15 protein-coding genes are annotated in these 20,725 nt (G+C 40.9%); 2 read left to right on the top strand and 13 right to left on the bottom strand.

Translation table 11 applies throughout. The features are described 5' to 3' along the window. Positions 1-67: 67 nt before the first annotated feature. The 8 genes from porN to ACO1QW_RS06885 form a co-directional block, all read right to left on the bottom strand. Positions 68-1,138, bottom strand: a complete 1,071-nt coding sequence (gene porN / locus ACO1QW_RS06920; RefSeq protein ID WP_486256964.1) for a type IX secretion system ring subunit PorN/GldN — start codon at positions 1,136-1,138, stop codon at positions 68-70. 59 nt (positions 1,139-1,197) lie between these two features. Further along, positions 1,198-2,721 carry a type IX secretion system motor protein PorM/GldM gene (porM, locus tag ACO1QW_RS06915; protein WP_486256962.1) on the bottom strand — a complete coding sequence of 508 codons (1,524 nt, stop codon included), beginning with the start codon at positions 2,719-2,721 and terminating at the stop codon, positions 1,198-1,200. A gap of 61 nt (positions 2,722-2,782) precedes the next feature. After that, positions 2,783-3,532: a type IX secretion system motor protein PorL/GldL gene (gene porL / locus ACO1QW_RS06910; RefSeq protein WP_486256960.1), complete on the bottom strand. Its 750-nt coding sequence runs from the start codon at positions 3,530-3,532 to the stop codon at positions 2,783-2,785. Positions 3,533-3,640: 108 nt separating this feature from the next. Next, positions 3,641-4,909 carry a T9SS ring complex lipoprotein PorK/GldK gene (gene porK / locus ACO1QW_RS06905; RefSeq protein ID WP_486256958.1) on the bottom strand — a complete coding sequence of 423 codons (1,269 nt, stop codon included), beginning with the start codon at positions 4,907-4,909 and terminating at the stop codon, positions 3,641-3,643. A gap of 163 nt (positions 4,910-5,072) precedes the next feature. Beyond that, a complete protein-coding gene (locus ACO1QW_RS06900; protein ID WP_486256956.1) occupies positions 5,073-7,136 on the bottom strand; it encodes a thioredoxin domain-containing protein in 2,064 nt (687 codons plus the stop codon). A 57-nt stretch (positions 7,137-7,193) separates the two neighbouring features. After that, complete coding sequence (locus ACO1QW_RS06895; protein ID WP_486256955.1) at positions 7,194-7,964, bottom strand: uroporphyrinogen-III synthase; 771 nt, start codon at positions 7,962-7,964, stop codon at positions 7,194-7,196. 55 nt (positions 7,965-8,019) lie between these two features. Next, complete coding sequence (locus ACO1QW_RS06890) at positions 8,020-8,904, bottom strand: DUF4271 domain-containing protein (RefSeq protein ID WP_486256953.1); 885 nt, start codon at positions 8,902-8,904, stop codon at positions 8,020-8,022. Between the two features lie 36 nt (positions 8,905-8,940). Then, positions 8,941-10,746 (bottom strand): ShlB/FhaC/HecB family hemolysin secretion/activation protein, encoded by a 1,806-nt coding sequence (locus tag ACO1QW_RS06885; protein WP_486256951.1) that lies wholly within the window; start codon positions 10,744-10,746, stop codon positions 8,941-8,943. On the opposite strand from ACO1QW_RS06885, the gene hemW reads away from it, so the two are divergent. Next, positions 10,725-11,921 carry a radical SAM family heme chaperone HemW gene (hemW, locus tag ACO1QW_RS06880; protein ID WP_486256949.1) on the top strand — a complete coding sequence of 399 codons (1,197 nt, stop codon included), beginning with the start codon at positions 10,725-10,727 and terminating at the stop codon, positions 11,919-11,921. The two genes, ACO1QW_RS06885 and hemW, sit on opposite strands and share 22 nt — an antisense overlap. Before the next feature lie 76 nt (positions 11,922-11,997). Then, on the top strand, positions 11,998-12,720 hold the full coding sequence (locus ACO1QW_RS06875) for a DUF6962 family protein (protein WP_486256947.1): 723 nt from the start codon (positions 11,998-12,000) through the stop codon (positions 12,718-12,720). A 193-nt stretch (positions 12,721-12,913) separates the two neighbouring features. Here the strand turns inward: ACO1QW_RS06875 and ACO1QW_RS06870 are convergent, their stop codons facing one another. The 5 genes from ACO1QW_RS06870 to ACO1QW_RS06850 form a co-directional block, all read right to left on the bottom strand. Then, entirely contained in the window at positions 12,914-15,400 is a 2,487-nt protein-coding gene (locus ACO1QW_RS06870; RefSeq protein WP_486256945.1) for a prolyl oligopeptidase family serine peptidase, read from the bottom strand. Between the two features lie 28 nt (positions 15,401-15,428). Further along, complete coding sequence (locus ACO1QW_RS06865) at positions 15,429-16,505, bottom strand: NAD(P)H-dependent glycerol-3-phosphate dehydrogenase (RefSeq protein WP_486256943.1); 1,077 nt, start codon at positions 16,503-16,505, stop codon at positions 15,429-15,431. Positions 16,506-16,579: 74 nt separating this feature from the next. Further along, the gene (locus tag ACO1QW_RS06860; protein WP_486256941.1) at positions 16,580-17,962 is read right to left on the bottom strand and encodes an efflux RND transporter periplasmic adaptor subunit; all 1,383 of its coding nucleotides are present in this window, start codon (positions 17,960-17,962) and stop codon (positions 16,580-16,582) included. Between the two features lie 37 nt (positions 17,963-17,999). Further along, the gene (locus ACO1QW_RS06855) at positions 18,000-19,445 is read right to left on the bottom strand and encodes a TolC family protein (RefSeq protein ID WP_486256939.1); all 1,446 of its coding nucleotides are present in this window, start codon (positions 19,443-19,445) and stop codon (positions 18,000-18,002) included. A 102-nt stretch (positions 19,446-19,547) separates the two neighbouring features. After that, a complete protein-coding gene (locus ACO1QW_RS06850) occupies positions 19,548-20,717 on the bottom strand; it encodes a trans-sulfuration enzyme family protein (protein ID WP_486256938.1) in 1,170 nt (389 codons plus the stop codon). Positions 20,718-20,725: the final 8 nt, after the last annotated feature.

Below are 20,725 nucleotides of genomic sequence, written 5' to 3'. Positions count from 1 at the left end.
CTATTCCGGAAAATGAACTAAATAAAAAAACCGCCCTGAAGGCGGTTTTAAAAATAATTTTATTTGCTTAGTACGACCACAAATCCTGCTCGTAATTGAATATCTTATCCTTGATATTTTCACCTTCAAGTAAGCGAAGGATCGGATCCTTGATATAATCTTTCAAACGGCGATCGTATGGATTGTCCATTGTTGATTTAGTAATGTAGCTACTGAACATACGGTTTTCAAACAATTCTTCCCATGTCATACGGGCGCCGAAGTTTTTACCGTTGAAAGCTTCATAGCGTGAAAGAACGCCACGTGCATCGGGATAATAAATCCAGAACATTGGAATCATACCAATAAACTGGCCTGAAGATGTGTACTGTGGTTTAATGGGAGAAATACCCAAAATACGCACAAACATTCTTGACGATTCTTTATCAAACACCCATTCTTCCTTTATACGGAACTGGTAGATGCTATCAGGATCGAATTCACGAGTTCGCACTTCATAACGCTCAATATTACCTTGCATGTCGTAAACAGGCACTGTATCTACACCACCCGCAAATGTTTCCATTACTTTAGCAGGGGTAAGAGGTGTAGTAAACCTATCATCGAGCGAAGCATCAAATGCTGTGATTTCCCTCTCACGGATCGCTTTCAGGATAATAGCAATAAAACGCTGGTTGCCATTATCCTCATCAGCTGCATAACGGAAAGGAAGGTTCATTTTTTCACGAGTATCAATTTCTCTCCAAACACGTTGGCGATAAACCGCATCGTCTTCACGAATATGTTCATAAGCCAATGGCTGACGATCTTTGATAAGGTTACGTTCAATAGATGCATCATTCCTTAAAGAAGGAATTACTGTATCCATTGAATTATTTCCAGATTTTGGAACGACAACAATTGGAATATTTGCCTGCGGCTGATTGCTTTGTTGTTGCTGGTTATTATTACCATATGCCGAGTTCTGCTGCGTAGGTTGCTGCTGGGTGGGAGTACCATAGCCCGAAGAACCATAGCCAGATGACTGCGTAGGCGTAGTTGTCTTGCGGGTGGTTTTTTTCCGCTGCTGTGCAGTGGCATCTCCTGTTGCAATCAACAGAAGAGTAGCAAGACCAAAACCCAGGTTTTTCATTTTCATTTTGCCAGTTTTATTCAGATTAAACGCAAATTTCTTTCAAATAATATATCAGAATACAATTAATAAAGGTTAAAGAAGATACCAGGAATCCTCCTGGAACCACCCGGACCTGTAACTCTTACCTCATCAAGCGTTACCGTTGTACCTGGTTTAGCTTTATTAATCAAATCTTGTACAGCATCAAACGAGTTACCACTTACCTGGCGAAACTGAGGATCAGGAAAACCAGCACCAGTTAAATAGATCACATATCCTGTAACGTTAAACTGAACACCTTCGAATACAAAATTCTCAAGATCAGCTCTAACACCACGTTGTGCTTTAAATACGTTTGATTGGATACGACCACCTTTACTTGCACCTACTACAGCAACTGGATCAGGCACTGTTTTAACCCTGAATTCAAAGCTACTTGGCTTTCCATCAGAATTAACTGTTACAATAGCTTTACCGGGTGTATTTGGCTTTGCAACGTAACGGCCAGGGCCAATTTTGCTCAAAGAACCATTATTGATGCTTACGCTTACTTTTTCATCACCCACGTTGCCACCACTCACAGCGAGTTCATTATCTAAACCAATGTATAATACTTTTACTTTTTCAGCACTTACAAAAGCACCAGTTGCAGTACCAACAGTATAAGCGATTTCTGTTTCTTTCGATTGTGGGTTACCATCCTGGTCGGTATAGTTTACAAGAACTTTTACTGAACCGCTTGTGCTACCAACTTTAATCTTTTTAACAGCCATACCTTTTTCGTTCAACTCAACCGGGGCGCCGGCGATTGAAACCGTAGGAAGTTTACTTTTACTGAAAGCACCAAGACCTGCAGTAATTTCAAGTTCCTGGCCAGGGAAAAGGTAACTTGAACTTGAACCAACAATTGGTTCAAATGCGTCAAAACGAACCACTACTTGTCCAACACGATTATGAAATTCGTTTACAAAACGGCTTTCAGTTGTTTTAACGTCGTTTTGGAATTTGCTGAGCATGGTTAATGCCGCAACAGTAGGTGTCATGTGGAAGTAAGCCGATGCCCAGGTTACTTTACCCATTTGACGGGTATTTGACTTAGGAATTTCAGTATTGATCGGCAGATTCTTTTCAAACATTTTAGCTACTTCAGGATCGATAGCCAGCATAGCTTTTTTATACTGGTCTAATTTAGCTCTGAGTTTTTCGCCTTCACCCTGCTTATCCATGATACGGGTAGCGATGTCGACATTATCTTCTTTGAATTTTGATTCAGGATCTTTTGGATCATATCCTGCTTCAACTTTCAATTTTAATTTTAATTGCTCAATATAATCGGTAACCTCTTTTGTTAACCTTACAGCAGTTTCAGCTTTTGGCATCCATACTTCAGCTTTCGCTTTTGATTCAGGTGCGGCAAGCTTCAGTTTAAACGATTCCATGATCGTTTCTGTAGAACGGTTAACAACGGAATTTGTAGTGGTAAGACTATTATCTACTACTTTGAATGCGTTGATGATCTCAGCTGATACGTTCAATGCTAACAATGCTGTTAACACGAGGTACATCAGGTTGATCATCTTCTGCCGGGGCTCTTTAGGTAGTGCCATCTTTTTCGGATTTTGGTTTTAAATCAGGAAATAGTTTTGGTTCATCTGTTGATTCATATAATTAACGTCCCTGCATTGCATTGATCATATTTCCGTAGATGTTGTTCAAGGTGCCGAGGTTTTTCGCTAAAGAACCAATTTGTTCCTGCGCTTTTTTCGCATCATCTACACTACCCAACATTGCTTCAGAAGCTTGTGTAAGGTTACCGTAGAATTTGTTCATTGCTTTCAGGTGATTATTGGTATCCTGTAATTCTAATTCGTAGATCGTATTTAAAGAACCGAGATTCTTTGTCATAACCTGTACTTGCTCATGGTATGCTTTTGTACCTTCTGCAGCAAGGTTGAATGAAGTAACTGTTGATGCAGCTTGCTGGTAAGCATCTTTCATACCATCCAATACTTTTGCAGCTTCTTTTGAAGATGCACTTAACTGACCGGTAGAAGAAACAACATCACTAACATCTTTAATACCACCAACTGTACTGTTAAGCTTTTGGAAGTTTTCACCAAGGCTGCGGAGGTTTGCAGGAGTAATATCTGCTTCAGTCATCATTTTATCTAAAGATGCTAATGCCGGAGTTCCTGCAGGACCTGCAACTTTATGGCCGTCATCATGCATACCATAGCCTTGCGTCGCCAGGTAAGCGTATACAACGAAGATACCCGCCTCGGTCAACAGACCTACGGTAAGCATCATATCTGCAAAAGAAAGGTGGAGGATCTTGGCCCACGCTCCGAAGATTACAACTGCTGCACCTGCGGAAACGATAATGTTTGTGATTTTTTCGGTTGATTTAGAAACTGCCATAAAAGTTGGTTTTAAAAAAGGTAAATCAATGATGGTTTGATTAGCACGAAAAACTTAGGTTTTTGGACTAAAAGGTAAATTATAAGGGTTTGAAATTTTGCTTTGTGATTAACGCTTACGCATCATGGGTGGCAGGTTGATCACACAACGGAAACCGATGTATGATTTTGCTGTATCCTGGTACTCATAGTTGCGGGTACTTGTTTGCAGGAAGTAACCAACACTCTGCCAGCTACCGCCACGAACCACTTTACGCTTCATGCGGGGAGGATCGCTGTCCTTCGCATTGTAGCGAATGTCTGGGTTCATATCATGTGCAAAGTTGTAAGCTCCTTCATAGTAAAGAGAACCTGTCCACTCTGCCACATTACCCGCCATGTTGTAAAGACCGAAGTCGTTAGGCCAGTAAGCATCGGCACGCACAGTATAGAAACCACCGTCTTCAGGATAGTTACCACGACCAGGTTTAAAATTGGCCATTAAACATCCTTTGCGGTTGCGGAGATAATAGTTACCCCAGGGGAACATTGATTGTGAACGTCCGCCACGGGCTGCATATTCCCACTCAGCTTCAGAAGGCAAGCGATAGCTTGATTCGGTAGCGTATCCTTTCTTATCGTTGAAATCATTGAGATGACGAGTACGCCAGTTACAAAAAGCATTTGCTTGTTTCCAGGTTGTACCAACTACAGGATAGTTAGCAAAGGCTGGGTGAGCAAAATAACGCTGGCTCATTGGTTCGTTATAGCTATAAGAGAAGTCACGAACCCACACCAATGTATCAGGATAAACTTTAATCGGGTTTTTGATAATGAATTTTGAACGTGGTTCATTTGGCTTGCGGTAAGCAGCTGCTTTATAATCCACATATTCTTCCTGGTAAATGAGTTTATCTGGATCGATTTCCATTTTACCGAAAATACGATCGTCAGGAGCCATCATCATCTGGCCAAGTTTCTCATATACATTTTTCTCTTTCCAGATACCAGCGGCCTTTTTCCAGTCGATAGCATTTGTTTTGGGATCGATGTAGTTCAACACAGTTGCTGCAATTGAATCCCTAACATAAAATACAAACTGCTTGTATTCGCTGTTGGTTACTTCTGTTGCATCCATCCAAAAACCACTGATCGATACCTGGCGGTTACGGGCAGTGTATGCATAGTTGATGTCTTCGTCACTTGGTCCCATATGAAAGGTACCTTGTGGAATCATCACCATTCCCAGATGTGTGTTGTTGTTTTGCTTAGCGCCATACGCTGCACCAACAAGTTGACCGTTGTTTGTAGACTTGGAAGAAGACTTCGATTTACCGCAGCTGACAGCCAGTACGGATAGGGCGGCGATTGTTAGGCAACTTAACAGTTGGTTCTTCATTTGTTAAGAATTTAATTTTCTTGATTAAGGTATTGGACAAATTTAAGTAGTCCTTTTCAGGATCGACCTTAAAACTTATCGCAATGCTAATACTTAATTTTTAATTTTTCAAAATGTTTTTACAGCTCGTCATCGATAACGGGGAATTGATTTTTTTATTGTTTTACCCTGTAACTGAACCCAAAACAGCCCGTATTTCCTGTGTTTCAGCAGTTGGACGAAGGCAGGCATATTCTTTACATAAGTATAAAAAGGTGTTACCATCAGGAGAGTCTCTGTTCAATAATAGCGGAAAACTACTATTGCTTTTTGTGGAAGACTGCAGGATTAAATTGGTTCGATACCAGCCCAAAATCTCGTCACGTTTCGACTCGTGACCCTCTCCTACAATGGCCAGTTCCCAAAAACCATTGATCCGGGTTTGCAAAAGGCCCGCCCAAACACCGAAAGAACCGGGGTAACGCACCATTACATCCTGCAAACCAAGCAACATTTTGGTGCTCCGCTCCATCCATTCCAGAATATTGAAATACAAGCCCAGGTGGTGAAGATTAACAGCCATTACGGCATTCCCGGAAGGCGTTGCTCCATCGTAAATTTCTTTTTTCCGTACCACAATATCCGGTTGATGGGCGGCAGTAAAAAAGAAATACCCTGTTTCTTCCTCACCAAACTGTTCTAAGGCGGTAGTCATCAACTCCTTTGCTTTGAATAGATATGCGGTGTCGGATGTTATTTCCTGTAACTGGAGCAAGGCTTTAATCAGGTAAGCATAATCATCGAGGAATGCCGGGTACTTCGCTTTGCCTTCTTTGTATACATGCCATAAACTGCCAGTATGTTCAAATGCCTGCAATAGGAACCTCATGTTGCTTGTGGCTTTTTGCCGATACTCCTCGTTTCCCAAAGCAGCGAAGGCACTGCTGTAAGCGTAGTTCATCAGGGCATTCCAGCTTAAAAGTATCTTATCATCAAGCAAGGGCTTAATGCGTTTTTCTCTCGCCTGTAGCAACAGATCAAGGCAGGCTTTCATTTTAGTTTGAAATTCTTCCAACTCCAACCCATTTTCTTTACAGAACTCAACTGAGGTTTGTTTGGTGCGGAGAATGTTAACTTCCTCCCAGTTACCTTCATCAGTTACATCATAAAACCTGCAAAACAGTTCTGCATTTTTTTTCAACAGTTCAACAACTTCCGCCTTTGTCCAGGTGTAATATTTTCCTTCCACTCCTTCACTATCGGCATCCAAAGCAGAATAAAATCCATTTTCCCTTGAAGTCATTTCCCGCTCGATAAAAACCAAGGTTTCTTCAATGGCTCGTTTGTATTGAGGTTGTTTTGTCAATTGCCATGCTTCGCTCATCACAATTACCAGCAAGGCATTGTCGTAAAGCATTTTTTCAAAGTGAGGAGCCAGCCATTCAGTATCGGTACTATAACGAGCAAACCCACCACCCGCATGATCATAAATACCACCTTCAATCATTTTATCGAGACTTAAACATGCCTGTTCAAGCGCTTCCTTATTCCCGGTGAAATGATAATACTGCAGCAAGTAACTGATGGTAAATGTTTGAGGAAATTTTGGTGCATTGCCAAAGCCGCCCCAAGTGCGGTCGGCTGTTTTCATGATGGCATCAAACATAAGATCGGCTTGTTTTTTTGGAAACAATTCTTCTGCCGGCAAATCAAACTTCAAAACGTTTTCTGTGCCAAATGAATTTGCGTTTTGTAAATGCTGCACCAGCTCATTTGCCTGGAGTTCTACCTCTTCCCGTTTCTCCTTAAACGCATTGCTAACTCCATATAAAACTTCTTTCCATGAACTACGGTTAAACGCTTTTACAGGTGGGTAATATGTTCCTCCATAAAAAGGTTTGAGATCAGGAGTGAGAAAAACATTGAGTGGCCAACCGCCACTTCCGCTCATGGCTTGCACGGCATCCATATAAATATGATCAAGGTCGGGGCGTTCTTCACGGTCAATTTTTATGTTGATGAAATGGCGGTTCATGATTTGAGCGGTAGCTTCATCTTCAAAACTTTCCCGCTCCATTACATGACACCAATGACAAGAAGAATAACCGATGCTTACCAATACTGGTTTATCTTCTTCAACAGCTTTTTTCAAGGCTTCTTCACCCCATGGAAACCAATCAACAGGATTGTGTGCATGTTGTAACAAATAAGGGCTGCTTTCCTGTGCAAGACGGTTGGTATGCGGCATAGAAACTGATTGCTGTTGATTTAACTGCAAACTACAACACAAATAATGTACTGAAAATTACTTTGAAGCCTGTCCAAGAAACTTGTCCAGGGCCGAAACCATACTTGGTGCCTGTGGATCGGGCGCTTTTATTTGCAATTGCAAACCTGCCTCTTCAACTGCTTTAAAAGTATTGGCGCCAAATGCCCCGATGAACGTGCCGTTCTGTTTGTACTTGGGCAAATTTTCCAACAAACTTTTTACGCCACTTGGGGTAAAAAAACAAATGATGTCAAAGTCACCTGTTGTGATCAGGTCCTTTACATCATTACTTACTGTTTTGTAGAGAATGGGCGTTGCAAATTCGCAGTTATGATTACGAAGCCAGCTGGTGATTTCGTTATCAATGTTTTCACTGCAGGGGTATAAAAATTTTTCGTTGCTTTTGTGTTTGTTCACTACATCAAACAAACTTTTATTTGTGCCATCTGCACCATAAAAAACTTTACGTTTTCTATAAAGAATAAATTTTTGAAGATAAAGGGCAACGGCTTCGGTAATGCAAAAGTATTTTGTCTCCTGGGAAATGGAAATTCGCATTTCTTCGCAAGTGCGGAAAAAATGATCAATTGCATTCCGGCTGGTAAAAATAACTGCGGAGTAAGCGGTAATGTCGATCTTTTGTTTTCTGAAATCTTTCGAAGGTATTCCTTCAATGCGGATAAAAGGCTGAAATGACAACTGGAGGTTGTATTTCCGGGCAAGCTCATAGTATGGCGATTTATCGGATTCAGGCCTGGGCTGCGTTATCAGGATGTTTTTGATCGCCTTCTCTTTTTGGGACTTCATACCGTGTTTTTCCATACTGGAAAAAGAAAATTTCTGCAAAGGTAAGTACAATTATTTACAAAAAGCCAAGGATGAGCTTATAGATAACCAGTAACGGAGCGATCTCAAACGCAAGGAAAAAGATGAAAAAATGGAACCGTCCAACCTTGATCTCGGCCTGTACAGGGCGGTAGGCACGCAAAAACCGGTAAAGAAACAGTCCAACAATTACCACCAGTGAAATGGTAATAGCTATGCCTGCCAGTTCCTTTTCGGCAAAAGCAATTACAAACAAGAACGGGAGCAAAATGATTCCCACAATCTTGTTGATCAGGAACACAATAAAGGAATAAGTTTCAGCCGCATTCTTCATTCCAAACAGCCAGCCACTAACCTGAAGAAAAATAAATTTGCCCAAATACATTAAGGCAATTGTGGCGGTTGTTACCAGGGGAATAAACAAATCGGGCAATTTCACCGACACGCTGAAATAACTGATGAGGAGGTAAACATAGGTGCCGGCTACTATTGCAAAAAACAGGTTGAATAATAAAGATTGTAACCCCGATTGTACCAATTGTTCCCTGATCTGGTTCACCCGCAAAGATGTACGGAAGAATACCCTGAACATGTCGCTGAAATAACGCAGGTAGGTGATACGCAACAACCCAAACAATAACGCAATGCCCAGGATATAGTAGAACAGCCAATCTTTATCTTCTGCCTGTTTTTCTTTTTCTATCTGGAACTGCGGTTTTGCAAAAAGATTCAAGCGGCTTTTTGCAAGGATGGCTTTGTAAGACGAATCAAAAGAAACCAAAGGTGCTGTGTGCATTATTGAAATGGTATCTTTTGCAACCGTTGAAGCAGCGCTATCGGGCTTCTGTTGCAGACCAGTTGTATCCTGTGCTGCAACAACAATTTGACCCAATAAAAGAAGTAAGATTAAAATTAAGCGCATGAGTTGTTTGCAAAAATAAACAAGCGATCATCAACATCAGAAAAAATTCACGTAACCAAAGTGAATTTTACTTTGGCGTAGATTTAAGGGCGAATCGTCTCTTTTGCCGGCAGCAAAAGCAATATTAAAAATGCCTGCCTTGGTTTCAAAAGCCATACCCAAACCCGAACCTATCAACGTATTACTTGTATTAGCAAACTGGCTGTTGTTACGCACCAACCCTCCATCAGCAAATGCGTAGATGTAACTGTTGAGTCCGATTAGAATACGGTACTCCAACGTTAGCACTGCGTAGGCAGATGCAAAAATGCTCTCTTCATCAAAACCACGTAATAAACGAAAGCCGCCCAACTGGTATAATTCGTTCCGGAAAATTCGTGGGCTTTGAATAAACCCTGCGTTAACTGCTGTTTTAAATGCGGAGTTTTTCCCAGCCTTTAAATAATGAGAAATATTTGTTTTAATGCGAAACGTATAGGCCTTTGTTCCAACAGAATCATAAAGCGACTGGTAATTAAAGCTAGCGTTGTTAGGATCTTTCAAAGAGGTGATATTGTTGTTGGGCCTTATGCGACGTATACCTGCTGAACCCGTGATCTTCATATCAAATCCTTTGCGTGGATTAAAACGATAATCGGTAGTGAACCATTCATACTCCAAGCCAATATTTGATGTTGATTGATCTATCTGATCAGGTAATCGTTTACTGTTGCGGATTGCATTTGTATCAACGTTCAACAAATTAGAAATCGATCGCTGGTAAAATACTTTGCCACTCCTGTTTCCACCAAACGCATACTGAACGCCTAACTGTAAATTGATGTTGAGAAAGCTGCTGTCTTTTTTAAACCCATCGAATGAAACATCCACTCCAAAAGGAGAACCAAACAAAAATGGTTGGAGGTAACCCATTTGCAAACGGGGCGATTGCACTTGTATCTGTTGAAACAAAACTGTCAATGCTTCACCTAAACCAAACCCGTTTTTCAGGTTCAGGTTAAAATCACCAGTTACTAATAATTTGTTGCCGCCGAGTTGATCATTTGAAGGAAGGAAACCAATGATACCATTTACCTGGCTGCTTTTACGTTCTTTCAAATAAAGATTAACAATTGAACCAGTTCCTAAAAAACTCATGTTCCATTTTTGTTCTTCCAGCAAGTAGGGCAACTGCAACAGGCGTGGACTGATGTTGAGCAATTTTTGTTTTTGATAAATTGAAGCATCCTGTATTTCAAGATAACGTTGCAGGAAACGGTTGCTGATCTTCACATCACCATACACACGGATACTATCAATCTTATATAAAGGACCTTTGTCAATTTTCAGTATTGCCGAAATACCTTCCTGTTGCAGATTGAAACTATCAAGATAGACATTGGCAAACGGATAGCCCGTGTTCTCCAGTTTATCAAGAAGACGTGTTTGTAATAATTGTACCGCTGCAAAATCAAGTGGCTGTTGCTTGAAATTTTTATCACGGTAGCCGGCTGCATTCAGCAACTCTTGTGGTACTGACGATGTATTGAGCAATGCCCAACGGTAAGTTTGCCCGAGGAACATTACTACTTCTGCTTTGGTTAAATCCATCTTCACGGAATCAATGGAAGCTGTGATATACCCTTTCTTCTGCAGCAGTTTAGGCAACTCAAAAATGTACTGACTGCATGCGTCTTTACCATCAAATTCATTCTGCAAACCAAGCGATGACGAAATATCAACCGTATCAGCAAACCGATACAGCAACTGATACTTTTTTTGCGCATGCGAAGGCAACACGAAAAACCAGCAACAGGCTGCAAGAAAAATAGCTTTGTAAAATGCTGAACGGATTTGAAGCACGAACGGTTAGTTTTGCAGTTTCGAAATTAAGGTTTCATTTGAGGATGGCAGGTATTTATATTCATATTCCGTTTTGCAGGCAGGCATGCAATTACTGTAATTTTCATTTCAGTACAAGCCTGCATTATAAGAACGATTTTGTTGCAGCTTTATTGAGAGAGATCGAACTGCATTCAAAAGCCAACTACCTGCAAAGCCAATCTATTGAAACAATTTATTTCGGAGGAGGCACTCCCAGCATTTTGCAGATCGAGGAACTGGAACAGATCATGCAACAACTTCACCAATATTTTTCAGTTGATGCTTCTGCTGAAATTACACTCGAAGCAAACCCCGATGATGTAACTGATGAAAAGCTTCAAGGCTGGAAACAACTTGGCATTAACCGCCTCAGCATCGGCATCCAATCGTTGTTTGAAGAAGATCTTCGCTGGATGAACCGTGCACATACTGCTGCTGAAGCAAAACAAGTGATTAGCAAAGCAAGAGTTGCTGGCTTCAATAGTTTTACTGTTGATCTTATTTATGGTACTCCCGGACTAACCGATGAAAAATGGTTGTACAATCTTAATTGGGTGTTGCAGCAAAACATCAACCACATTTCCTGTTATGCATTAACCGTAGAAGAAAAAACGCCGTTAGATAAACAGATACGACATCAGCAGAAACAGGATGTAGACCCCGAACAACAAAGCCGCCAGTTTTTATTATTGATGGATCATCTGCAACAAGCCGGTTTTGAGCATTACGAAATTTCCAATTTTGCCAAACCTGGTTACCGTAGCAAACATAACAGCAGTTATTGGAAAGGAGTGCACTATTTGGGATTAGGTCCATCGGCTCATTCCTTTAACGGCAGCAGCAGGCAATGGAATATAGCCAACAATCAACTGTATATTCAATCGCTGAAACGGGAAACGCTTGCGTTTGAGAGAGAAGAACTAACAACAACGCAACAACTCAATGAATATATCATGACGAGTTTGCGGTTGATGGAAGGAACCGACCTGGATTATATCAGCCAGCAATTTGGAAATGATAAATCTACAGAATTGAAAACTGCATCTTCCGCTTTCGAAGACAAGGGTTTGCTAACAGTAACAAATAATCATCTCATCCTCACCAAAGAAGGAAAATTATTTGCCGACGCTATTGCATCCGATTTATTTTTCTAAACCATCTCAGGCTTTACTTTTTCAAGGCTTTTTTGTAAATTAGAATGGATTGATTGCTGCCGCAAAAGTACACCTCATGCTGGAGCCGACTATTGATTTTGCGAATATGCCCTACTGGCATTTGTTTGGTATAAAGATATTAGAGCCGTTTACGGTTATTACCAATCTCTTTATTGCCCTTGCCTGCTTTTATGCTTATAGAAATCTTCAAAACAAAAAGCTAAATCAAACTTCTACTCATCGCCTGTTAAAGATGTTCTTTTTGTTGTTGGGCATTTCAACCATTATTGGAGGAGTTGTTGGTCATGCACTGTTGTATAAAACAGGCATGTACGGAAAAATTCCTGGCTGGTATATTGGCATGGCAGCAGTGGCGGTATTTGAACGTGCAACCATTCTTCACAGCCGTCCTTTGATGAATAAACAGATCGGGCAATTTTTTTCATGGTTCAACTATGCGGAGATACTTACGTTCATGCTACTTTCATTGATCACACTTCGTTTTTCTTTTGTGATCATGCATGCAATGTATGGTTTACTCATCGTTGTTTTTTCTTTTGAACTCTATGTTTATTACGTTACAAGGGATGCAGCCTTAAAACATATTTTTTATGCAACAGCCTGGGGATTTGCAGCATTGATTTGTCATACCATGCAATTAAATATCCATTACTGGTTTAATTATAATGATGTCAGTCACGTTGCAATGATTGCAGCTATACTCCACTATTACAAAGCAGCTGTTGGAATGCAGACAGAGTTACAAGAAAAAGAAATGATATCTATGCGACTGGAATAGGCGATTAAGGCGAAGGGGTTTTTGCCCGCCTGTTACTGATGATATGATTTACAACACCAACCACCAGCATCAGCAGCAGTACCCAAGGACCAAAACCTGTGAATGAAAATGGCATTGTAAATTATTTATATAAAGATACAAAGCTTACTGCTCGTATTGCAGCAAACAATCAATTTTAACAGACCACCCATCACTATTTCTGCCACACATACTCAGCGGCTGAAAGTTTCCATTGATGATCAAAGAAACCTGCCAGCTTAATGCCTTTGTCATCTCCCTTCAACATGTCGCTGTTAAAGATCATAAAATCAGGAAAGCCGCTGCCGCCTGCAAAATACTGGTTGGCATAAGCAGCTTTCATTCCTTTTACACCAGTTGCAGCCACTACCCCGATAAGCAAACGGGCATCTTTTTGTGGCCAGGTGAAATAGGCAGCTAGATCATTTCCAGACCAGCTTGCAACTACGGCTTTTATTTCGTTAGAAGTTACCTGAATGGGGCAATCATTCAGCAAAATTTTCCATGCGGAATTAGTAGTTGCGTTTCCGTACAGAATAACATTTCGCCCCGCATATTTTGCAGGATCGTATTCTTTATCTGTTATCATATCAACAGCACCATTGCCACGGTAATACCATGTTTCAGCATCATACACTGCTTTATTCATGGTTGTTTCTTTCTCTTCACTATTGCCGCCCGTGCCAACAACAAATAACATATTGTGATTAAATACTTCTTTAAATGTGCCATAGCGTTGAGGATTTTTTTCAAACGCAGCTGGCTTTTCCGTAAGCGCCCATTTATTATTTTCTTTTAGAACAAAAACCGTATCGTTGGCTGAAGTTGTTTTGTAATTAACAGCACTTGTACTGTCCAATAATATTTTCACATCTGCACCTGCACCAAAATCGTTTAAGGCCAAACGAAGCAGTAATACATTTTCGGTTAATCCGGTGATTGTATTAGCAACTCTATTTCTCTTTAATTGAATACGACTATATTGCAACGAATGCAGTTGTTGATAGACTGTTGCCCATCGATAGCTTGACGATATACCCGGGCTTGAAGTAGTAAAGTCAATATTGTTTACTGCAGTATCAAGTGCAATGCTATGCCATTTGAAAAAGTTGAAGATATGCGGCCAATCAACACTCTGGTCTCCAAACCAATGCTCACCACCGGGGTACTCATAGTAGTTATAATCGCTGTGAAAATCGGCTAATACTTTGCGCATCTGTCTTGCATACGTAACAGGCACTACCCTATCCGAATCACCATGCAAAATATATACACCAAGCGGTTTGTAGTTGAAAGCAAGCTTGGGCACATCACTTTGATTGCCTGCACGCAATAATATTTTTTCTGAAGCAGAGCGGCTGCTGTCAGGAATGCGTCCATCTGCTGAACCATAATCTTTTAAGGAAGCATAACCAGCTGCTGGTGCAATAGCAGCCCATTTATCTGGATAGGTAGCACCGAGAAACCATGTGCCATGTCCGCCCATCGAGTGACCAGTTAAATAAATATGTTGTGGATCAGGTTGAAATAATTTTTTTGCCAATCCCAATACTTCCAATGCATCAAGCCTTCCCCAATCTTCCCAATTAAAACCACGAGGTCGGCGATTGGTTGCAGCTACCAAAGTGCCCCAGTCTTTTGATTTGTATGCACGTGCTTGTCCAATTGCTTCGACACCTGCCCCATGTACTGAAAGAAATAATGCTGCATTATTTTTTGAGCCACCAACTTGAGGCGTTATAGCAAAGTATTGAAGACTTCCATCGATGCCACTGATAAATGTTTTGCTGTAATGACTGCCGTTATCAACCGCTTCAATCGTGATCGTTTTTTCATCGATCAGTTTTCCCTTTTGAAGCAACGAAATTTTGCAATCATGTTTTCCTTTTGCTTTGATTCCCGATGCATCAAACTCAAATATTATTTTACGTGTGCCAAGTGCCGGCACTGTTGCAATTGATACTATTACTTCCTTACCTGCAACGAATGTTTTCAATTGCAAATTTTTAGTTGAAGCTGATGAAGTGTTTGCAATAACAATTGCTCCTTTCAACTTTTCATTTTGATTAGTAACAACAACAGGTGCAGTAAGATCGTTGGTTAATAGCTCTACAGGCTTTACATTAAGAATAAGTACGGGTAACACATTTGCAGCACGAATAAAAAATTCATTCAATCCTTTTTTCAATCTCACAGGTACATACATGTAGGCTGAACTGTAAGGATCACCCATATGTGGCGCCCCATTCACATATACCGCACTGTTACCTGCTATATTCAACAAAGCAGTTTGAGCCGTTGCACTGTTATAGGTAATGTATAAATAATCACTTCCTCTATCGGCACTACCCGGGTTTAAGAATGGGTTGGTTGTACGTTGAAAATTTCTGCCAAATACACGAAAGCGGCCACTACTATCTGCGGCTATTTCACGCCATAAGATCTTCTCTCCTTTTTCACTTGTTGTGAACTCTGCGTTAGCTGCTGGTTTTGCCAATGTGCCATTATACATTTTCCATGCAAGCAAATCGGTATAAATTGCCTCACGACCATAGCGGCTGCCGCTGGCAACTGCAAGTCCCTTTGAAAAACGAATGGTATCCTGTGCTAAAATTTCATTACAGAAAAAAAGAATTGCAATGGCAACGAAGAACCGTAACATAATATTCAATTGAGAAATCAATATTGAGTTAGATCAATACCTGCTCCAGCTGTTCAAAAGCTTCAGCAGGTCGTACATCTTCCCATAAAATTTTGTAAATAGCTGTAGCAATGGGCATATCGGCACCAAGCTCTTTATTAATGAGGTAAAAACATTTGCTTGCATTGTAACCTTCGGCAACCATATTCATTTCAAGTTGTGCAGCTTTTACGCTAAACCCTTTGCCGATCATATTACCAAACGTACGGTTGCGGCTATACAACGAGTAACAGGTTACAAGCAAATCGCCCATGTACACACTGGCTGCATAGTTGGCTGATTTTCGTAAAGAGCTTTTCATTAACTGCACACCGGGAATGGGTTCTTTGTGCACACCCACTTCCATATTACGAATACCAACTTTACGTAAGAAGCCTGCCATTTCATCGGCAGCATTTGCAATAAGCACGCTCAGGAAATTATCACCGTACTCAAGTCCGTGAGCAATACCACTGCCTAATGCATAAATATTTTTTAAGATGGCAGCAAACTGTACACCATACACATCATCATTGGTTACAGTGTTGATATAATGATTGCGGAACTGATCAGCGATCCATTGAGTAGTTGTTTGATCAAGTCCTGTAAAAGTTAGGTATGATAATTTTTCCGAAGCCACTTCTTCTGCATGACAAGGCCCCATGATAGTATAATAATCCTGCGGATCAAAAGCAAAATCATTTTTTAAATAATCATTAAGCAGAATATTACGATTAGGCATAATGCCTTTTATGGCAGAGATGATCTGTTTCCCTTCAAAAATATCCTTGGGTAATTTATCAAGCACTTCTTCGGTATAGGCCGATGGAATAGCAAGTATCAGGTAATCCGACTGCTGAATTGTTTCTGTTAAATCGGTTGTTAACGTAAGCAACGAAGTATTAAATGTTGCCGAGCGGAGATAACTTGGATTGTGCCCGTATTTTTTTATCTGATCAATGATATTCTGGTTGCGAACACACCAATTAAGGTGCACGCCATTACCATTGAGAATTTTCGCAAGAGCCGTGGCAAAACTGCCACTCCCGATAATTGCAAACTGCTGATTAGTTCCTTCCTGTTTCAAACAATTAGTTTTCAGAACATCTAAAATAAAAGAATCCCGCCATCAGGCGGGATTTTATATTCTTTTTTTACGATTTATTTTTCGTCGTACACTTTATCCTTTGGCACTACGCTTACTTTCATGCCGTCTTTTAATGTTTTACTGATGGTGTTGTAAGGAGCACTCACCACTTCATCACCCTCTTTTAACCCGCTCATCACTTCAATGTATTCGTTATCCTGTATATTAGTGCGGATTGCTACCTTCTTAACGGTACCATCTTTCTGAACAATAAAAACCACTTCTTCCATTTCATCAGTAAGCACAGCATTGTTTGTTGCCACTTCCTGACCTTGTGCTTTCTTTTTCTCTGCGTCTTCTTTTGCTTTTACTTTCGATCCCTGTTCATTTTTATCACGTGTGGTTACAGCAAGAATAGGAACAGCTAACACATTTGCCTGTTTGGTGGTCATAATATCTGCACTTGCACTCATGCCCGGGCGGAAAGGAAGATTTTTTCCTTTTGAAGGGTCGATCAAATCAGCATAAGAAGCAGGATCGATACGGATATACACTTTATAGTTTGTAACATCACCAGATGCCGCCGATGCACCTGTTGCTTGCGCCGATGTACTGCTGCTGGAAATCTGCGTAACAACACCTTTGAACTTGCGGTCGTTATAAGCATCCACTTCAACAATGGCGCTGTCACCAATTTTTACTTTGGGTATATCATTTTCACCCACATCAACACGCACTTCAATTTTCGTCATATCGGCCACACGCATAATTTCAGTACCAAGACTAAAACTATTACCTGCCACACGTTCGCCTTTCTTTACAGCCAGTAACGAAACAATACCATCCATTGGTGAAATAACCGTTGTACGGGAAAGATTTTTATTAGCTGCCGTTAAACTTGCCTGTGCGCTTTGTACACTGGCTTTACCACTGCGAATGGTTTGTTTTGCTGCATCAAGATCTGCTCTTGCAGTTAAGTAAGCGCTTTCGGCCTGTTCAAATTCCTGGCGTGAGATTACTTTTTCATCAAACAATTTCTTTTGACGATCGTATGCAAGCTTAGCCTGGTTCAATCTTGCTTCAAACGAACGAAGCGAAGCTTCGGTATTACCAACCTGCGCCTGTTGCTGGTTTACAACAGATGCAGCACGGTCCCTGTCGGATGTTAATACATCGGCAAAAACTTTTGCAAGCAACTGTCCTTTACGTACACTGTCGCCTTCTTCAACATACATCTCCACCACTTCACCACTAACATCGGAGCTTACTTTACGCTCATCTTCAGGATATACTTTACCACTTGCATTTACAGTTTCAATAATGGTTCGCTTTATGATCTTTTCGGTAGCCACTTTGGTTGCTTCCTTTTTACCGATCACTTCTTTCTTCTTCAGAATGATAAGGATTATTGCCAGCACCAAGAGGATGCCAATGATCCACCATATTTTCTTATTCATATTGGGTTGTTGTTCCTTTGTTAATTAGATGAATATTTTATAATCTTAAACCGAGTCCTTTATAAAACTCCAACACTTTCATACGAAACACATAATCGTATTGGTTGGAAATTCTTTCAAGCCTCGCCCGGAATAAATTATTTTGATTTGTGATCAGGTCAATTGAACGTAACAAACCTGCATCGTAACGTTTTCTCGAAAGGTCGTAAGAATACTCTGCTGTTTGTACACTTTTAATAGATGCCTGGTAACGTTGAAACGCAGCCGTTGCATCGTTATATGCCTGGTAAATATTTTGTTTTAATGTTTGATTATCGTTGTTAACCTGCAGTTGTTGGTTTTGATAATTCAGTTTGCTGCGTTCCCATGCAGTACGTGCCTGTCCGCCATTGAAAATGGGAACAGTTAAACTAATACCAACAGACTGACGAAAGTTAAAATCGAGCTGGCGAAAGAAGTCAGCTTTTTGAGAACCGGATGGAATAAATGTTTGCGTAAATACATTTGGGTTTTGAGCCGAACCTGCACCCGTCCAACCAACCGGAATAGTAACAGGAATATTGGCACCTTTCGGGAGATTCTTTAGCGCACTTGAATAAGCTGAGTTCACGTTTCCAAACGCACCAATACTGGGATACATATTACCTCTTGCTGCTTTTTGAAATTTCTCCAATGCCTGCAAACGCAATTTGTTTACCCGTTGCAAAGGCATATTCGCAAGTGCTAACTGGTAAACCGGTTCAGGTTGTAGTTCTGCAAATGTTTCAACAGGTATTCTATCAACAGGAGGTGTTTCAAGTTCAATTGCGGTTGCAGGATCAAGATTCATCCAGATCTTCAGGTTCAGCAGGTTGGTTTGATAGGCCGTTACCGCAGCAATATATGAACTGCTGTCTCTTGCTAACTGTGCTTCAATTTCTGCGGCATTTAATTCCGGTAAACTTCCCGCATCGACTAATTTTCTTGTAGTGGCTAATTGCTCTCTTGTCTGGTTGATCTGAACAGTAGAAATATTAACCTGCTCTCTTGAAAGCAGGGCCTGTAGGTATGCACCTGCAACATTCAACGATATATCATTCTTCCAACGTTCAACCGTTGCTTCCTGGGCTTTTGTTTCCAGCTCATTACCCAGAATTGTGTTTTTCTGGGAGTTGAAATTGAACAGTGTTACACTGCTTGAAAGACCAAATTGCGAAAAGGTGATCTGCTGGTTAGTAAACCCGTTGGTTGCCGGATCAATAGAACGTCCGAACTGGAAACCATTGCTGTTTTGAAAATTAGCGCTGGGCCAGCGTTGCAGCTTACTTTGATTAAGCGTGAGCTGGCTGATCTTTGCCTGCACATCGGCCTGCTTAATATTGATGTTATTAGCTACCGCATACTCTACACAACGGCGGAGATCCCATTTTTCCTGGGCTTTGATAGTTATTACACTAAAGAGCAGCAGGGATGATAAGAGTGTAAGCCGGATAAGTTTCTTCATATATATAATAGTGATGACAATATAATGACTTTGGGGGCACGAATTTATTGTTTTTTGACCAGCGGACAGAAGCTATTATAAAACTTCTTTTAAGCAAGGCCGTTATTTTAGACCAGCTTTCTTGAAAGCCTGTTCTAAATCTGCCGTAAGGTAGGCGGCATCCTCCAAACCAACATACAATCTCATCATTTGATGTTCGAGATTTGAAGGGTCAAAATCAGCATCCTGCAAAGCGGCACATTTTGGCAACAGCAAACTCTCATGTCCTCCCCAACTTACAGCCATTTGTATATGTTGCAGGCTTTCGCAAAATGTTACAATCTGCTTCCTGCTTTCGGCCTTCACAAAAAAGGAAAATAAACCCGGTGCTTCTTTCATCTGTTGCCTGGCCAGCTCATATTGCGGAAAGCTTTCATCAAAAGGGTAAATAATTCGACTTACCGCCGGGTGAGCTTTTATAAACGCCACTACTTTTTGAGTTGTTTGATTGATTCGATCAAGCCGGGTGGGCAACGTACGCAAACCCCGGATCAGCAACCAGGCATTGAAGGGCTGAATACCGCTACCGATGTTGAGATACTCACTATCGAATATCTTTTTTATCATGGCATGCGATCCGCTTAACACTCCTCCCAGGGTATCGCTGTGCCCGCCGATATATTTTGTGGCCGTTTGCATAGCCAGGTCAATACCCATTTCAATTGGTTTTTGATAAAGCGGTGTGCAGTAACTATTGTCGATTAATGTTGTGATGTTTTGCTGCTTTGCATAAGCAGCAATGGCACGAATATCCTGCATGGCAAAATCCCAGCTATTGGGACTTTCGAGATAATAGAAAGTTGTGTTTGGACCCGTTGCATTGAAATAGTTATTCGCATCTCTTCCATCCACGTAAGTTGTAGTTACTCCAAAACGTGGAAGAATAATATCGAACATGCGCTGCACCCAACTATAGGGTTTGCTCACACTTACAATATGATCGCCTGCTTTAACATTAGCCAGAACGCCTGCAAAGATGGCTGCTGCTCCATTGTTGAAAATGAGACAATCTTCGGCACCATCTAAAGCTGCCAATTTTTTGCGCAGTATATCAACCGTTGGGTTTATTCCACGACTGTAGAGATAGGTACTCATCTCATCGGCAAATGCAGCACGCAGTTCATCTACTTTATTAAAACGGAAATTGCTTGTTTGTATAATGGGCGGAGCAATGGCATTAAAATAATGCTCACGGTCTTCGCCCAGTTCATTGAGGATATATGAAATGTCCATATAAAAAT

This window comes from Lacibacter sp., assembly GCF_057361365.1.
This window is presented reverse-complemented; position numbering and strand designations above follow the sequence as displayed.

What these genes read in the sequence shown, in the direction of transcription:
- ACO1QW_RS06870 (WP_486256945.1), bottom strand. Translation starts at nt 15,400, where the DNA reads ATGTTACGGTTCTTCGTTGCCATTGCAATTCTTTTTTTCTGTAATGAA.
- ACO1QW_RS06850 (WP_486256938.1), bottom strand. Translation starts at nt 20,717, where the DNA reads ATGGACATTTCATATATCCTCAATGAACTGGGCGAAGACCGTGAGCAT.
- porN (WP_486256964.1), bottom strand. Translation starts at nt 1,138, where the DNA reads ATGAAAATGAAAAACCTGGGTTTTGGTCTTGCTACTCTTCTGTTGATT.
- hemW (WP_486256949.1), top strand. Translation starts at nt 10,725, where the DNA reads ATGCTGAACGGATTTGAAGCACGAACGGTTAGTTTTGCAGTTTCGAAA.
- porL (WP_486256960.1), bottom strand. Translation starts at nt 3,532, where the DNA reads ATGGCAGTTTCTAAATCAACCGAAAAAATCACAAACATTATCGTTTCC.
- ACO1QW_RS06860 (WP_486256941.1), bottom strand. Translation starts at nt 17,962, where the DNA reads ATGAATAAGAAAATATGGTGGATCATTGGCATCCTCTTGGTGCTGGCA.
- porM (WP_486256962.1), bottom strand. Translation starts at nt 2,721, where the DNA reads ATGGCACTACCTAAAGAGCCCCGGCAGAAGATGATCAACCTGATGTAC.
- ACO1QW_RS06900 (WP_486256956.1), bottom strand. Translation starts at nt 7,136, where the DNA reads ATGCCGCATACCAACCGTCTTGCACAGGAAAGCAGCCCTTATTTGTTA.
- ACO1QW_RS06895 (WP_486256955.1), bottom strand. Translation starts at nt 7,964, where the DNA reads ATGAAGTCCCAAAAAGAGAAGGCGATCAAAAACATCCTGATAACGCAG.
- ACO1QW_RS06875 (WP_486256947.1), top strand. Translation starts at nt 11,998, where the DNA reads ATGCTGGAGCCGACTATTGATTTTGCGAATATGCCCTACTGGCATTTG.
- ACO1QW_RS06890 (WP_486256953.1), bottom strand. Translation starts at nt 8,904, where the DNA reads ATGCGCTTAATTTTAATCTTACTTCTTTTATTGGGTCAAATTGTTGTT.
- ACO1QW_RS06855 (WP_486256939.1), bottom strand. Translation starts at nt 19,445, where the DNA reads ATGAAGAAACTTATCCGGCTTACACTCTTATCATCCCTGCTGCTCTTT.
- porK (WP_486256958.1), bottom strand. Translation starts at nt 4,909, where the DNA reads ATGAAGAACCAACTGTTAAGTTGCCTAACAATCGCCGCCCTATCCGTA.